The 16,895-nt window shown below is 35.3% G+C and carries 14 protein-coding genes and 1 other RNA gene; 4 read left to right on the top strand and 11 right to left on the bottom strand.

Translation table 11 applies throughout. The annotated features are described in order from the left end of the window. Window positions 1–13 precede the first annotated feature (13 nt). From ACFIKB_RS05985 to ettA, 9 genes are all read right to left on the bottom strand, one after another. Window positions 14–1,756: a peptidoglycan D,D-transpeptidase FtsI family protein gene (locus ACFIKB_RS05985; RefSeq protein ID WP_375653029.1), complete on the bottom strand. Its 1,743-nt coding sequence runs from the start codon at window positions 1,754–1,756 to the stop codon at window positions 14–16. Further along, the gene (locus ACFIKB_RS05980; RefSeq protein ID WP_375653027.1) at window positions 1,756–2,160 is read right to left on the bottom strand and encodes a hypothetical protein; all 405 of its coding nucleotides are present in this window, start codon (window positions 2,158–2,160) and stop codon (window positions 1,756–1,758) included. Before ACFIKB_RS05980 ends, ACFIKB_RS05985 begins: the two co-directional genes overlap by 1 nt. Beyond that, a complete protein-coding gene (rsmH, locus tag ACFIKB_RS05975; protein ID WP_375653026.1) occupies window positions 2,157–3,155 on the bottom strand; it encodes a 16S rRNA (cytosine(1402)-N(4))-methyltransferase RsmH in 999 nt (332 codons plus the stop codon). Before rsmH ends, ACFIKB_RS05980 begins: the two co-directional genes overlap by 4 nt. 262 nt (window positions 3,156–3,417) lie before the next feature. Beyond that, window positions 3,418–3,808, bottom strand: an RNA gene (gene rnpB, locus ACFIKB_RS05970) — RNase P RNA component class A. 83 nt (window positions 3,809–3,891) lie between these two features. After that, window positions 3,892–4,401, bottom strand: coding sequence for a lytic transglycosylase domain-containing protein (locus ACFIKB_RS05965; RefSeq protein ID WP_375636154.1), 510 nt, complete (start codon window positions 4,399–4,401; stop codon window positions 3,892–3,894). A 1,310-nt stretch (window positions 4,402–5,711) separates the two neighbouring features. Next, complete coding sequence (locus ACFIKB_RS05960; RefSeq protein ID WP_375644792.1) at window positions 5,712–6,089, bottom strand: hypothetical protein; 378 nt, start codon at window positions 6,087–6,089, stop codon at window positions 5,712–5,714. A 1,576-nt stretch (window positions 6,090–7,665) separates the two neighbouring features. Then, a complete protein-coding gene (locus tag ACFIKB_RS05955; RefSeq protein ID WP_375640432.1) occupies window positions 7,666–7,926 on the bottom strand; it encodes a hypothetical protein in 261 nt (86 codons plus the stop codon). Window positions 7,927–8,575: 649 nt separating this feature from the next. Further along, window positions 8,576–9,514 (bottom strand): ArsR/SmtB family transcription factor, encoded by a 939-nt coding sequence (locus ACFIKB_RS05950; RefSeq protein ID WP_375653024.1) that lies wholly within the window; start codon window positions 9,512–9,514, stop codon window positions 8,576–8,578. Window positions 9,515–10,178: 664 nt separating this feature from the next. Then, on the bottom strand, window positions 10,179–11,828 hold the full coding sequence (gene ettA, locus ACFIKB_RS05945; protein WP_375636151.1) for an energy-dependent translational throttle protein EttA: 1,650 nt from the start codon (window positions 11,826–11,828) through the stop codon (window positions 10,179–10,181). A 162-nt stretch (window positions 11,829–11,990) separates the two neighbouring features. On the opposite strand from ettA, the gene ACFIKB_RS05940 reads away from it, so the two are divergent. Together ACFIKB_RS05940 and pncA are read left to right on the top strand one after the other, a co-directional pair. Beyond that, window positions 11,991–12,527 carry a hypothetical protein gene (locus tag ACFIKB_RS05940; RefSeq protein ID WP_375653023.1) on the top strand — a complete coding sequence of 179 codons (537 nt, stop codon included), beginning with the start codon at window positions 11,991–11,993 and terminating at the stop codon, window positions 12,525–12,527. Window positions 12,528–12,573: 46 nt separating this feature from the next. Further along, a complete protein-coding gene (pncA, locus tag ACFIKB_RS05935) occupies window positions 12,574–13,182 on the top strand; it encodes a bifunctional nicotinamidase/pyrazinamidase (RefSeq protein ID WP_375636149.1) in 609 nt (202 codons plus the stop codon). A 460-nt stretch (window positions 13,183–13,642) separates the two neighbouring features. Here pncA and ACFIKB_RS05930 read toward each other — a convergent pair whose 3' ends face one another. Next, the gene (locus tag ACFIKB_RS05930; RefSeq protein WP_375644794.1) at window positions 13,643–14,695 is read right to left on the bottom strand and encodes a DUF475 domain-containing protein; all 1,053 of its coding nucleotides are present in this window, start codon (window positions 14,693–14,695) and stop codon (window positions 13,643–13,645) included. A 360-nt stretch (window positions 14,696–15,055) separates the two neighbouring features. On the opposite strand from ACFIKB_RS05930, the gene ACFIKB_RS05925 reads away from it, so the two are divergent. Together ACFIKB_RS05925 and ACFIKB_RS05920 are read left to right on the top strand one after the other, a co-directional pair. After that, window positions 15,056–15,595: a helix-turn-helix domain-containing protein gene (locus ACFIKB_RS05925; protein ID WP_026500335.1), complete on the top strand. Its 540-nt coding sequence runs from the start codon at window positions 15,056–15,058 to the stop codon at window positions 15,593–15,595. Between the two features lie 392 nt (window positions 15,596–15,987). Further along, window positions 15,988–16,167 (top strand): DUF1508 domain-containing protein, encoded by a 180-nt coding sequence (locus ACFIKB_RS05920; RefSeq protein WP_015856658.1) that lies wholly within the window; start codon window positions 15,988–15,990, stop codon window positions 16,165–16,167. 507 nt (window positions 16,168–16,674) lie between these two features. On the opposite strand, the gene ACFIKB_RS05915 is transcribed toward ACFIKB_RS05920, so the two are convergent. Beyond that, window positions 16,675–16,857 (bottom strand): hypothetical protein, encoded by a 183-nt coding sequence (locus tag ACFIKB_RS05915; RefSeq protein ID WP_375636147.1) that lies wholly within the window; start codon window positions 16,855–16,857, stop codon window positions 16,675–16,677. Window positions 16,858–16,895 lie beyond the last annotated feature (38 nt).

Below are 16,895 nucleotides of genomic sequence, written 5' to 3'. Positions count from 1 at the left end.
CCTTTTATTCATTTTACCGTTGTTTAACGAAACTTGAATTGCTCTTTTTACTTAAAAGAGGCTCATATTCTTTTTTAAAATCGGGTTTTACACCAAGAAAACTAGCTGTGCGACGAATAATATTAGCAAGCATTGGTCCAGCATTCATCCCCGCTGTTGCTGAACGCTGTCCCTCTGCAGGCTTTGGTTCATCAATAATTGTTAAAACAACATAAACAGGATCATCAATAGGAAAAGCAGCAAGAAAACTATTGAAATTTTTTGTTTTAGAATATTTTCCATTTTCAACTTTTTCAGCTGTTCCTGTCTTACCACCTACACGATAACCTTCCACTTTTGCATTACGTCCAGAACCAATATCACTATTTAATTTATAAAGGTAACGCATATTTTGACTTGTTTTAGCCTGCAAAACCCGTTTTGCATGGTGCAAAGTTTGTTCTTTTGTACGTTTTAAAAATGTCGGAGCAATTAACCGACCACCATTCATTAAAGCAGCAGCCCCGACAGCTGTTTGCAAGGGTGTTGTTGCCATACCATGCCCAAAAGAAATCGTCATAGAATGGATATCCTTCCAATGATGTGGCACAATAGGATGGGCAACTTCAGGCAACTCTGTTGTGAGACGATCCAGTAACCCAAGTTTTTGCAAAAAACCACGATGTTTATCAATCCCTATCGCCAATGCCTCTTTAGCAGAACCAATATTGGAAGAATAAATAAAAACCTCCCATAACGTTAAGGGACGATTTTTTCCGTGAAAATCATGAATAGTATACCCACTACTTGCTTTTATTGGCTTTGAAGCATCAATAATACTGTTTAAATGAAAAATATCGGAATCAAGAGCCATGGCGGTCGTAAAACTTTTAATGATTGATCCCATTTCAAAAGCTCCTGCCGTTATCCTATTGAGACGATCACTTTTTAAAGCTTCAATAGGATTTCCAGGATCAAAATCTGGTAGTGATGCCAAAGCCAAAACTTCCCCTGTATGTATATTTAAAATAACAGCTCCTGCAGCAATTGCCCTATAACGTTTCATAGCCTGAATAAGTTCATCATGAACAATTGCCTGAACACGCACATCAATCGAAAGCTGAACTTGTTTTAATGATTCTTCCATGGCAAGACCAGCGGCACGCAAAGCACTCAACCCCGCATCATCAATATATTTTTCCATACCTGCAATGCCCTGATTATCAACATTCACCATACCGAGAATATGGGAAGTTACAGGTCCATCAGGATAAAAACGACGAATTTCAGTCCGAAAACCAATTCCTGGTATACCAAGAGCCATAATTTGCGTCTTCTGCATTGGTGTTAACCCACGCTGTATCCAAGAAAAACCAGATTTTCTTTTTAAACGCTTATAGGTTTCCTGCCAATTAAGATCAGGCAAAACTGTTGAGAGCAATTCAATTGTTTCATCCACATCAATAATACGTCGTGGCTCAGCAAAAAGTGAATACGTTTTAATATCTGTTGCCAATAAACGACCATTACGATCAACAATATCAGGCCGTGCCATCAATTGAAGAACTCCTGGCCCCTTTGCTTCTTCAATCTGTCCACCTTCCAACCCGTAAGAAATAAGGCAAGCCCCCATGATGCCATATAAAATTAAAAAGCAGAACAACGAAAAAAGCAAACGTGGACGACTAGAATAGGGACGACGAACAGAAACATTATGATTATTCAACGAATTCTTTAAGCGCTTTTTCTTCTGTGAGAATAAAAAAGTCGATTTCATTACTGCGCGCCTTTTTGGACAACACCATTTATCTGAGAAGCCCGATTATTTGTCAAAATATTCTGATTATCTTCCAAGATATTTTGTTTAATCACTTCTTCAATTTGATCATGTATCCGTACCGGAATATCTTTAAACGCCACGATTTGACGCGGCTGTATAACCTCTAACTCAAGTTCTTTTTGATAACGTTTTGCAAGTTTTTGCATGCGTGAAGGCCTTATCATCACAGCCCACTCAGCACGAAGCAAACTTACCGTATTTTTTGCTGCAGCAATTTCATGCTCAAGATGACGAACTTCGTTCATTCGTTTTTGAACATCATATTTTACTTTATAAGTAAGACCTGCCATACAAATCATAATCATCACTAAGATCATATCAAATGTACGAAAAACTGTCATTTCTTGCCGCCTTCAAAACTGGCAATCTCTGCTAAACCAAATGATTTCATATCTGCTGCAAGAGCCTCTGCTTCAGTTCGTACACCAATACGCAACCGCGCAGAACGTGAACGAGGATTTTGCTGTAACTCCTCTTCACTTGCAGTTATCCCCCCTTTAAACAAAGGGAAAAATGTTGCTGGAGCCGTTTTTATTTCAGGAAGATAGCGTGATCTCATACACTCTCCAGAACGAAAAGAAAAAAATCTTTTGACCATACGATCTTCAAGAGAATGAAAACTGACAACACCCAAACGACCACCCGGTTTCAAAATGCGTTCAGCAGCAAATAAGCCACGTGCAAGTTCAGCAATTTCATCATTAACATAAATGCGAAGAGCCTGAAATACACGTGTTGCAGGATGAATGCGATCTCCCGGCTTACGTCCTATCAACGCTTCGATAGCATACGCCAAATCACCTGTACGCAAAAAAGGCTGAACAACACGACGCTTTTCAATCATCCGTGCAATTCGCCCCGCATAACGCTCTTCTCCTAATATCTTAAAGATACGTGCCAAATCCCTTGCTTTTAAGTGATTTACAACATCGCCAGCAGTAAAACCAGTCTGAGCCATTCGCATATCTAATGGACCATCTTTTTGAAAAGAAAATCCCCTTTCAGCTTCATCAAGCTGCATTGAAGAGACACCAATATCCAAAATAACAGCGTCTACCTTCTCTTCAACAACGCGATCCAACTGTGAAAATTCCATTTGCACCAAACGAAGTCGTGGAAAAAATTCTTCAACAAGCGATTGTCCCGCACTAATAGCATGAGGATCACGATCAAGAGCGATCACCTCCGCCCCTGCCTTTAACAAAGCGCACGTGTAACCACCAGCACCAAAGGTGCCATCAATCACTTTTGCTCCAACCAATGGCATAAGCCCAGCCAAAACTGGCTGCAACAACACTGGAATATGGCGTTCAGCTCTTTGATCCTGCTTTATCAAAATAATCCGTCTTGAAGTTATGCTGTCTCAAATCAACAGCTCTCTCATAGCAACTGATTTTAGAGTAACCTAGCCTTCAACTTTCATATTAATCACAATGAACGAAAAAACTAAAGTTATCCCAAGACAGATCCTAACGCATTATACTTAAAGAAATGTTATAATTTTTTAAAATACTCTTTTCTCAAGTGTCCATTTCAAACACATAGACTCCATAAAAGATCATATAATCGATCTTATAAAATATCGCGTATCATCATGAAATATCAGTCGGCCTATAAGCCGGGTTCTGTAGAGTAAAGCTTACACTTTACATGGCAACCATTCATCTGGGACGGATGTTACCATCCGCCTCGTGCAACCTACCCGAATGACTCGCCCGGAAATCGGCTGCAAATTAAATTTTGCACGTCATTTCTATTTGGTCTTGCTCCCGGTGGGGTTTACCTTGCCACATTCATTACTGAATGCGCGGTGGGCTCTTACTCCACCCTTTCACCCTTACCTATAAAAATAGGCGGTTTACTTTCTGTGGCACTTTCCCTAGGGTCACCCCCGCCGGGTGTTACCCGGCACCGTCTTTCCATGGAGCCCGGACTTTCCTCACCTGCCGCATTTTAGCATTAGACAAGCGCGGCTGCCCAGCCGACTGACGCATTAATTTATAAAACATTTTCAGCTCCGTGAAAATAGCATCTTAAAATATTTTACAACAAACCTGTCTAACAAGATGTTTTTATTTTAATGAAGCCAGATAAGTTTTCACTTTTGCGCAATATTTCGCCGAAATGGAATTCATTTTTTTTGCAGCATGACCTGCGTTATATTTAAGGATTGTACCACACGTACTTCCACCACTGAGTTTATACGCCCGTGCCAAATAACGCATACCATATTCAAGGTTGGTCGCAGGATCGTACAAATCCTGTACAGAACCACTAAAGCCCAACCCTCGTGCCGTAGAGGGTTTAATTTGCATCAAACCTATTTCGCCAGCAGCCCCCTTTATACCTGCCTTATAATTACTTTCAACTTTTACAACAGCATGTGCTAAATTAACGGGAACATTATATTTATTCGCAAGTTTCTGAATAAGAAACTCATAAGGACGATCAGAAATCTTAGAAGCAACAATTACTGAAGCTTCTCCTGATTCCGCAACATTTAAGACACTATGAGTCCAACTTATATCAATTACAAAAAATACAGCACACGCTGTACTTAACAAGATTTTCAAAAATTGCATTTTCTTTCTCTTCACTCAAACATTCTCAAATTCTAGCTGCAAATAATTTGCAAATGTATTGTACAAAAAAAGAAAGCAAAAGAACGGCTTGAAAAAGGAAAGAGTAAGACAATTTCAAGATAAAATTCTGCAACAAAAGAAAATCTCTTTATGCACAAATTATAGATTTGTCTATATCATAAAATAAAAAAAATAAAGAGACTATAATTAATCTTATAGCGTATTAAATAAAATGATATAATCTGTAAATTTCTGCTATCACTATTGTATCACTCAATTTTTATATTTAAAAAATAGCATCTTAAAGAGAGACAAGAACATCTTTTTACCGAAGATCCTCAATATCAAAAAAGTTTCACAAAAAATATAAACCGTTATCAACACTTCTCTCTGGTTAATAAACACCCACAGCACTCTTTATGTCCGATAAAACCCCAACAAATAATAAAAAAAATCCCCACTCCCATCATTGCGCAATAAAAAATTCATAAATATACTAAAACCATCATACTCTTTACCAATTCAAAATATTGCAACAGGCTTTTAGCTCTCAAGATTCCTCAAAGAAGCTTTTTACTTCTTTTTTTTCAAGAGCCTCTATCCACACAAGCCTCTCACTTGTAGTGCAGAAGAAGCTGATTTTGATTTTTTCACCATGAATAAATTTAAAACGAGAGAATTTTACAATTCCTAAGATTCTCACTCAATATGAAAATGACAAATTCTCATTATAAAACAATATGCTAAAAAAGTTATATCCGTCTTTGTCCCTACAACAAAGCTTAACAATTACTTTTGTCTGTTTTTTGAAAATGTTAGAAAACTCAATACCCCCAAAGCCTTTTTAAATAAAAATAGACTTCTCATCTTCATTCAAATATTTTTTTCTTTGCCACAGACTATCATCTTATCAGCCTTGCACCCCATTTTCAGAAATCATACAAGTGAATAAATATCCTAAAATCCGTAGAACAAAGGAAGCCTAAATCCTTTAAAATTTTTTTATTTACCCATATCAAATAAAAAACAACTGGCATATAAAATGCGATTAACGTGTTTTATTATAGTCAATACTGCTTTTGTCATTGTAGCGATTGATAATGCAATTAACTTGACCAACACCCTTGATAGACTTTCTATCACTCCTGTAATGATTGCACCATTATCCCTATACTTCGATTGCTTACCTTTTGAGTAAGATAAATTTTGCTAACTATCTTACAAATTGATTATCTCCTCGCACTTTTCAAAAATTCACAAAAAGCTCTTTCTCCTCAAAATAAAACCCAAAAGCGCGATTAAAAAAACAGCTAAAAATAAGCATTAGCAATGGAAGGACGAGAAATCGCTTTTGAAAGAGCCATGGCAACAGTTTCACCAGATTTGTGAGCCTGCTCACGACTCTGACCACTTTTAAAAGCAAGCGCAATGACATCACGACGCAGCTGCGCAATAAACAACTCTTGCTGTTGAGGACTCATCTTAGAAAGATGCTTGATAATATCTGGAAAAGATACAGACAATCTCTCTAACAACTCCTCCTCTGTTACATCAAGCTTCTGAGAAGAAAAAGAAGAGCGGCCGGAAAAAAACTGATAAACAGCACCGCTTCGAGAAGCAAAAAAGACAGCGCCAAAAATAAAAAACATAAATAAAATAAAAACAATACGATGCGAAAAAGATTCCATTATCTCTTACCTAAAGATCACAGAACACAAACATAGATTCCTTTTATGATTCTCCTTATAGCATTCAACGATGCCTCAATAAAGAAAAATCAAATTATTGAAAATAAATACGCTAACACTATCTGCCCAACAAGACCTGCCCCTCATGTATTTAGGTAGTATAGGCGAAACAATAACAGATCTTACACTTCCCCCTAATAACACGCTACAACATCCCCTAAAACAATTATAAAAAGCCTGACTGAGGAAATCCTCAGTCAGGCCAGACAATCTAGGGGATCCACGCGGGGGGGGGGGAGGAGGTTCCCCGATCGTCCTCTCACATCAACCACTAAGATAGCCGATGCAATATTCTTGCTATGGAATAAAATTCTTTAAACAACAAGAAATTCTTATCATCTTCTACGCAAAAAAACATAAAAGAGTTATAAATTGTTTAAAAATGTTTAAATTTAGGCAAAAAAAGTTTAAAATGACCCAATTTGAAGCAATTTTATTTCAAGAAGCATCAATTAGAATCTACGATCATTATAACTTTTAAATAGTTTCTTTCATAATTCTGATGATCATAATTAAAAAAACCGTAATTTCTACGTATCCACCCTATAAAAATCAAACTATGTAAAAGTAGAATCACTTTTCCAACAGCAATCACCACAAAAATAAAAATGTAGATTTTTAAAATCTTATCCATCTTCATAAAAAATTCTGTAAATGATCATTAAAATATCGTCGCATCTCTCATGTAACAATCAATGAAGAATTTAAACAGCTTAATTTTATGAAAAAATGAGAACTCTGAAGGTATTTGTTTCGAATCACGTCCTATAATCATTCCAAATAACGATAAACTATTTTACAATAACCAACAGGCTCTAACGCATTTTAACATAACAAACCGAGATCAATGCAGACAGTTTCTCTTAATCTCTATCATTTAAATGATCCCGTAAAATAATACACACAGTAGTTTCTATGCTCAAAAATTGTTATAGTCTGTTCTTCTACCGTAAATAATGCATTGATTTACAATCATAACTCATCATTTTACAACTTACATGAGAGATCTCAAGAACGTAAGATTCCCTTATTTTAAATCTTCGTCTATTGAATCAATGAATAGCCATACTATGGCAGATCACAAACAAGAAAAAGCATATGGATAAAAAACATAAAACGATGATGCCCTATCAATTTTACGCTATACTAACGGGCTGCGTCATAAAATGAGCGGTAAGCATAAAAAGAAAAAATCACTTTTGGCAAGAAAAATGGACTTATTTAATAACCTTTTTAATAACCTTCATACTTCTCATGATAAAGAGATACGAAACTTTAGTGTAATATCACGCTTTTCTTTTCTACTTTCAGCCACGGACTATCCATAGATTATCGTCAATCTTATTTTTATGAATATAATGAAAAACACATAGACGAACGCCATATATGAAGCTTGTAAGAAGAAATAAACGTAAAGTCAGATACGCTATTATAACCATTGTTGTACAAAATGTTTTTAAAATTCAGAATATCACTCCAATCGATTACTAATTTATGAGTAATTTTATGGCGTCATCTACCAAGCTTTTACGTTTGCTATTACTTGTAAATCAACACCTGCTCCTAACATGGCAATATGCTTGAGATAAAGACTAGAGCAAATGAGAACCATGTAAACAGTCCCAGCTTTTATATGCCCAATTAGAGTAAAAATATTTACGTCTGTTTGAGTAATCTTAAAAAAGCCATCATTTATTTTGAACGAAACATAAAAGCCCAAAGATAAAAACCTATTGCCATCTTTACCATCCCTTTCATTTGCCTTTACGACTTTCAAACACACTCATAACGCTGTGTTTTAAATAATGAAAATCATGCATTGTCTTACCCTTTTACCCCTTCGTCTTTTTAGAGCATCTTTTTGCACCCCTCACTAAAAATTCCAAGGTACTTCTTATCTAAGCACCTGTTTTAAAGAGACATCGTAAGATCTATTGGGTACCACCATTTTTGACATTTATGAAGGTATGAGCCATCACTATATTATATTGTGCGCTGTTACATCATATCGCCGCCGCTCTCATATTTAGAAATATGTATTTCCTTTTACAAACGGTATTATTTAGATAAATATCTTCTCTTGTAACAGACAAACAGACTCTTTTGGATTCTGAAACAGGAAATTTGAAATGAAAAAATATTCCTATATTCAAGCCTCTCATTGAAGTCTAAAAAATCAATATATTGGCTAATAAAACAAATATGATATCAAGACACCTTAAATAACGATCCTCATAGGCTTAACTCTATAGAAGGTGCTTTCATTACACAACACACAGCCACCAAGCCCCTGTAAAACACCAATACTCTCATATAAAAACATAATACAAATGTAAAAAACAATAGATTATCAATGATTGAATAAAGTTTTATCTCTACGCTATTCCTTAAAAAATCAGAGAATAAAGCAGGTCAACAAATGCGATTTATGCAAAATCGACTTGTTTATCTTTGATATCGTCAACTAATAAACGCGGATCACGAGCAAGCCAAAGCGTAACCATACCCTTCTCACTGTTTTCATTTTGTATAGGAGTAAGACAAACCGTTTGTTCTAGAACAAGTCCCGTATTTTTAAGCCATTGTTCTATTTGTAAAGCCGAAAATCCAAAACGCGTATGTGCTTGATCAGAATATGAAGACTCAATTTCATGATAACCAAAATCCACAATCAATAAACGTCCATGAGGACGCAAAACACTTGATATCTCATGAAGAAACATTTCAGGATTTTCAAGAAAATGTAAAACCCAATGAAGAATAACTAAATCAAAAGTTGTATCTCCAACAGACAAGTGAAAAACATTGCTATCAAGCACAACTTCAACCGCATGCGTATAAAGATTAGAAAACAATTTTAAGACAGAGTCTCCACCTATTCCAATATTCAGCATCGTTTGAAACGGTTTATCGCCAATGATTTCAAGTAAAGCGTTTTCCACACCATGATCTGCCATATAGGATGACCGTAATACATCCCATTGCAACGTATTTTGTAAAAAATGCTTCTTCCTCGTTTTTTGACGCTGCTTTTTAACATCCTTCAAACGTTCTAAATCATGCGCTAACAACATATCATGCTTTGGCAAAGCCGAAAGAACACCCATCACAATGTCTTTACCCAAAAAATCATGACAAAGCTTAAAATAAAGGCTATCTCCCTTCTGATAACGCTCAATCAATCGTGCTTCGTACAACAAACGTAAATATCGTGATATACACGCTTGCGACTGATCAAGAATAAAAATAAAATCAGGAATTGTTAAATCTTCATGACGCAAGAGCGTAAGAACACGTAAATGGTTTATTTCTGCGACCGCTTTTAGCAGCACAATCATTGCATCTAAACTTGCACTTTTTTTCATAATTATCCCTTAAACATTTGTTTACAGAAAAAAAGTCAAGCATAAAACGCATATTCTCATCTATTTTGTTCTCTCTATTTTATTATACTATGAAAAAAATAGGCTACTGTAAAAAACGAACAGATTATTCCCCTGCTTCTCGTTATAATGATAATGCATTGATTTATAATAACAATTAATCATTTTCAACTTGAATAAAACATCGGAGTACCGTAAATTTTCCTCATTTCAAACCTATTCATGATAAATCAATCCAAATTATTCTCTTACAGCTCATAAACAGAGGAGACATATGGATAAAAATACTTTTTATAGTCATCTCAAAACAAGAACTGCACACTATTGAGAGAAAATAAATAACATGATGGTACCAGCTTGCATTTTTATTAAGTAACGATGATAATGCTCAATGACTAGAGCATTTGTAGAAATAGCGCTATACTCTTCATCCCCTCCTTTTCATTACAATACAATTTTACAAGCAATAGTCGGTTATATATCATGAGTAGAATAACCCTATCTAGGTCGTAATTTCATAAAGTATCTCTTACTATTTTCAATGAATAAAAACTTCCACAGAGTACATACACACTTTAATTTATGAAATAACAAATGCAATAAAATACACCATTTTTTCAAAAACGTTGAGATAAGATAAAAAACTCTAGCGTGTAAGAGGTTTATAATTTGCATGCTTAGGATTAAGAGATTCCGCCCCAAGACGACGAACTTTATCAGCCTCATATTCAGCAAAATTACCTTCAAACCATTCTACATGACCATCACCTTCAAAGGCTAAAATATGTGTTGCCAATCGATCAAGAAACATACGGTCATGCGATATGATAACTGCACAACCAGCGAAATTTTCCAATGCATCTTCCAATGCACCCAATGTTTCAGTATCAAGATCATTTGTCGGTTCATCAAGAAGAAGCACATTCCCCCCCTCTTTTAGAAGTTTCGCCAAATGTACGCGATTGCGCTGCCCTCCTGATAAATTTGCCACCTTCTGCTGTTGATCTGCCCCCTTGAAATTAAAAGCCCCGCAATAAGCGCGACTATTCATCTCATATTTGCCTAATTTAATAATGTCATTTCCACCAGAAATTTCCTCCCAAACAGTTTTATTCCCCACCAAGGAATCGCGACTCTGATCCACATAACTCATGTGAACTGTTTCACCGATACGTATTTGACCTGAATCGGGCTGTTCCTGTCCCGTCAACATTTTAAACAAGGTCGACTTTCCCATACCATTGGCCCCAATAACGCCGACAATACCACCAGCAGGAAGTTTAAAAGAAAGAGAATCAATCAATACACGCTCACCATAAGCTTTAGAGAGATTATCAACTTCAATAACAACCTGTCCTAATCTTTCTCCAATAGGGATAATAATTTGCGCCTCTCCAGGACGACGCTCACGTGCTGCTTGAACCAACTCATCATAAGCCTTAATCCGAGCTTTTGACTTTGCTTGTCGCCCTTTTGGACTAGAAGCGATCCATTCTTGCTCACGTGATAAAGCACGTTGACGCGCTGCCTCTTCACGTCCCTCTTGAGCCAAACGCTTGGCTTTAGCCCCCAAATAAGCAGAATAGTTCCCCTCATAAGGAATACCTCTCCCGCGATCTAACTCTAAAATCCAACCCGTTACATTGTCGAGAAAATAACGATCATGGGTTATCAAAAGCACAGCCCCAGGATATTCACGTAGATGCCTTTCAAGCCAAGCCGTCGTTTCAGCATCTAAATGGTTTGTCGGTTCATCCAAAAGTAACAAATCAGGTTTTGACAAAAGCAATTTACAAAGTGCAACACGCCGCTTCTCACCACCCGAAAGTTTTGTTACATCCCCATCGGCTGGCGGACAACCAAGAGCAGCCATAGCCATTTCCACTTGACTTTCTAAATCCCAAAGATTCTGACTATCAATAATGTCCTGAAGCCGTGCACTTTCATCAGCCGTTTCCTCGCTATAATTCATCATCAATTCGTTATAACGCTCAAGAATTTCTTGTTTATCTGCAACACCTTCCATCACATTGCCACGCACATCTTTGCTCGCATCAAGCAAAGGTTCTTGTGGTAGATAGCCACAGCGTGCTCCTTCAGAAATCCATGCTTCTCCCGTATATTCCTTATCTAGCCCAGCCATAATACGTAAAATAGTTGACTTCCCTGCACCATTCGGCCCTAAAATACCGATCTTCGCATCTGGATAAAAAGACAAATGAATATTTTCTAGAACTTTTTTATTGCCGTAAGACTTGTTAAGCCCAGCCATATGATAGATAAATTGACGTGCCATAAATTTCTCTTTATATTGTGCGATATTAAAGATTAGGATTTTGAAAAAAACTGCTTTTGCTTTTTGAAACTGTACAGTAAATAGCACTTACATCGTATCAAAAGCTTTTCGCTTTATATTGGTATATTTTTTCTAATCTCACAAGCCCCAGTATGGTCCTGAATGCAAAAAAACATCCCCAAAAAAAGCAAAAAGCAAATCTTTTTAGCTGTACCTGAAACCTGTTATCAAACATTGCCTCTCTTTTCCATACCAGATATAACATTGTATTTTTATCGTATTAAACCAACTTATCAATGTAATATGGTACCAAAAAGAAAAGCAATTCTCTATGCACCTTCTTTTTTCGCTTTATGGGCTTTATATTACGCAGTAAAAAATCCTTCCCTTTTTTCATCGATTTTTTGCTACGGGAAACAATGGTCTTCCCCCCTTGCCTTGATATGGCTTAAATTACGTTTACAAAATGATCGCCGCCTTATGGGATCTGACGTCCCAAGCCCAATGATCATGAAAGCTTTGCATCAACACGTAGCAACAAATGACTACAGTGCACTTCCCATTGGTACGTGGTTACAATTCGTAAAAAACTATAAAACCAATTGTAAAAACTTATCCATCCCCCTCTTTTGGCTTGATAATTATAAAAATAATATCAATATTCAGCAAATCATTTCAAAACTTCAAGACGAAATATAGCTTTTTAAAAATACGATAAAAGATCATCTCATATAGGAATATATTTATGGAAAAAAAAGCCTTAATCGTCATTGATGTTCAAAATGACTTCTTACTAGGTGGAGCACTTGCCGTACCACAAGGTGATGCTATTTTACCCGCCATCAATAATCTCATAAATCATTTTGACCACGTTATCTTAACCCAAGACTGGCACCCAAAAAACCATTGCAGCTTTGCTTCCTGCTATCCTGAAAAAAAGCCCTATGATACCATCATTCTTGACTATGGTCCTCAAATACTCTGGCCTGATCATTGCATACGAGGAACACAAGGAGCAGAATTTCATCCATCTCTTAGAGTGGAAAAGGCACAACTTATCCTTAGAAAAGGCTATAATCAAAAAATGGATAGCTATTCTGCTTTTCTTGAAAATGATCAAAAAACACCAACAGGTTTACAAGTTTATCTCAAAGAACATGGTTTTACCAAGCTCATTATGTGTGGCTTAGCAACTGATTTTTGTGTCGGATTTTCTGCTCTTCACGCTATACAATGCGGTTTTAAAGTCAGTGTTTCATTAAATGCCTGTGCTGGTATTGATGTAAATGGATCACTAAACACTATGCTTAAAACTATGAACGAAGCTGGTATAGAGCTTTTAATGGTCTCTTAAAATATTCTTCTCTAATCTACTACTATAATATACTGATTTATAAAGGATAAATTATTTTTCACATATTTAAGTGAGAGTCTAGAATATCGTAAATTCTCTCATTTCAAACCTGTTTCAAAACCATTCTCCTACACGTTACAAAGAGAATCAATGTATGAATAAAAATCATTCAAAAAAACAGTAAAAACACTTCTTATGAACCATTAGATGCAAGAGCTTGTCATAATATTGAAAGCTAGTAAAAAGTATAGCATCAGCTTTCTGTCTTAAATTTAGGTCAAAAAGCACCTTAGAGATTGTACACTATTCCCTTCATGAGTAGTATCATGCAATGGACTCAACTTTAAAACAAAAACGCAAATAAGCAATAAAATAGAATAGTATTTTATTTTGCATAAAAGACCTCTTTCTATTCAAAGATATGCGATAAACAAAAGCGTAAGAAAATAAGAAATCTCCATTACTTAGACACAACATGTTTATCCACCTGACGATGCTTAAAACGAATCGAAGAATATAATGCCATTCCAATAATACAGACTCCCACAAGTCCTGTTAAGACTTCAGGAACCGATATAATCGTCTGCAGATACATAATCACTGCAAGAACTAAAATTGCATAAAAAGCACCATGTTCCAAATAACGATAATGCAATAATGTTCCTGATTCAACCAACATAATTGTCATAGAACGAACGTAAAATGCACCGATACCAAGACCTATCGCAATAATAAAAAGGTTGTGTGAAAAGGCAAAAGCACCAACCACGCCATCGAAAGAAAAACTAGCATCAAGAACTTCTAAATAAAGAAACGCCCCTACTCCCCCGTGAGTTACTGTTGTTAAAGTCTTTTGAGGGGTATCCAAGAGATGACCGACAACTTCAACACCGATAAAGGTCAAAAGTCCATAAAGGGCTGCCAATAAAAAAGTTATTTTATCTTCTGTGTCAATCTGACCTGAAACAAATAAGATCAAAATCAAAACAATTGCAATATCAATCCCAACAAGCGCCCCAAACTTTTGAGCAGGTCTCTCTATAACATTAAGCCAATGTACCTCTTTTTCAGAATCAAAAAAATATTTTAAGCCAACCATCATAAGGAAAGTGCCTCCAAAAGCAGCAATCCCCATATGTGCATCGGTTAAAACTTCAGCATATCGGTGTGGTTCCCATATCGCTAATTTGACTGCCGCAATTGGATTAATCCCAACAGCAACGACAACCACCAATAATGGAAAAACAATTCGCATCCCAAATACAGCTATCAAAATGCCCCATATAAGAAAACGACGACGCCACAACGGATCCATTCTACTAAGAACACGCGCATTGATAATAGAATTATCAAAAGATAAAGAAATTTCCAAAACTCCTAAAACAAAGCAAATAAAAAAATATTTAAGAAAACCAGTAATACTTTCCGTTTCAAACCAACCAATAACCCCTCCTAAAAAAACACCAATAATCGTGAAAAAAAAAGCAAACCCAAAATAGCGTAATAGGGCCATGATCATTCCTCAAAGTTTATTTTCTCATTCATCTAAAACACACCCAGTCCAAATCCAAAGTTTGCATCTCTTTAAAGTTGCATCTATTGATGCAAAAGTGTATAGAATGTATATGGTAAAGTTACATGAAAATTCTCTCAAAAAAAGCAAGAGACAAATGTAGCAAACAGAGAATTTTGTTTTGAAATGAATATCAATTGTCAATACAATAAGCGAAAGATTTCTTTCTATCCACGAAAATAAAAAATAAAAAGAAATTAAAGCTATAAATATTGACATTATATCATAGAATATTAATACATAGTGTGCTTTTATTATTTAATGATTTATACCATGATGATTTACTGAGGGAGATAATTCGTGGCACGTCCTGAAACTGAATCAAAAACCATATTTGGAAAACGTTTACGTTATGTACGTCTTGCTTTAGGCGATCCATCACGTGAAACCTTAGCTAAAAATTTTAGCATGACAAAAAATTCCATTGCTTTTTATGAGCGTGGAGAGAGAGAACCCAATCTTAGTGTCTTACAAACATACCGCACGTTATATGGTGTCAATATTAATTGGCTTTTAACTGGGCAAGGAAAAATGTTTGACACCGAATATACAAAAGGTGATTTTGACTGGAATTATTTTATTAAAAAAATCGAAGGACTGGAAGAAACACTTGCCAATAGTGATCGTAATGAAAAACCAAATCAAGAAAAAATCGACAGTTCTTATGAAAAATTGCAGCAATATTTGTCAAGACAAGGTTTATCAAATGGACTTAACCCCAAGACTACAACCTCTCTGATCGATATGAAAGCTAAAATGGCCAATTCTTATACTCTTAGCTTATTCATTGATTTACTCATTCGAAGCGTATCCCAAAAAGAGGTTATAGCTAATCAATAAACGTCTGTTTCAAAAGAAAAAGCAAGAAATGATAAAACTCTACCAGTATGGAGAAGAGTATTTTTTACTTTATCCATGCTGGTGAAATTTTGTATAATTTATAAAATTTATTTCTGTACTGACAATAAAAATATTCGCATTTTAAATGAAAGTATAGTGTCTTTAAATTAAAAAAAATAATTTTATAGTATAAAATTCTCATTCATATCTTATTGACAAGAATTTTTTTCTTGTTAAAAGAATAATAGCTCTCATAGAAATTATTTTTTAAGGTCAGAAAATTTAAGGGGAATATATTGACGACTTCCTATAGAGACATACATTAGTGTTCACAGACGGATTAGTTAAATATTTATCCTGAAAATTATCAGCTATTTTATGAGGTGGGAAGCATGTATTTTGAGGTGTTTCAAGGAGTTCACAATCAATGGTACTGGCGTTTAATCTCAGGAGATGCACAAAAAATTGCTTTTTCTAGTAAAGGTTATCCAACAAAACAAGATATCCTAGTCAATATTGAACAAATCAAAGAAATTACACATAAGGCTCTTATTAGAGAACTACAGTCCTGACGTTCTTTACCATTAAAACAAACGTTTATTTTGTGTAATGGTATGGTGAGTTGCTTTTGTGACAAATAAAAAGTGATCGTTTTTCCCTCAGCGGGAGGAGGTTTTTGTATTATTTCTGATACTCACAAATAACAATCACATTCTTGCAGTTTATTATGTTTGTTTTCAATCATACTTAAGTCTCTATAGCATTTATCAAAAAGAAAGTCTCTTAAGTCTTGTATTTTTCATAAAAAATAAACACACATGAAGAAAAGATAATTTATCAATGAGAATATAATTACTTTACAAGATATTAATATCTTTTATGTTCATATTCCTCTTCTGCATTTGATAATCATAACTGACTTACCCATTTCATCTTCATAAAAAGCAAATATCTCTTTCTTTCTATTATCATGCAATTTTTTAGACATATTAGCTGAAACTATCGTAGCATTTATACCTTATATCTAAAAGGAACGTGCAAAATTGTTTCCAGCATACTGGATTGTATAGACGCGCTTTTTAATAACCAGCATACCTATAAACTGGTTTATCACCATAACCTCTTATTTTATAATCAAAGACGCTCTGTCTTATAAACTTAAATGTTTTCATAAAATCAGAGTAAACTTGAATATTCTCTTTCAATACAATCTCTCCATCAGCACCATAATTGGCTTCATTAAAGTTTATCTCTCTCGTCATTCCAATCTTCCTAACACATTTCCAAGCCCTTTAATGCA

The sequence above is a fragment of the Bartonella sp. MR110HLJHH genome (assembly GCF_042194225.1).
Classification (GTDB): domain Bacteria; phylum Pseudomonadota; class Alphaproteobacteria; order Rhizobiales; family Rhizobiaceae; genus Bartonella; species Bartonella grahamii.
The sequence above is the reverse complement of the archived record's forward strand: the minus strand, read 5'-3'. Positions and strand labels throughout refer to the sequence as shown.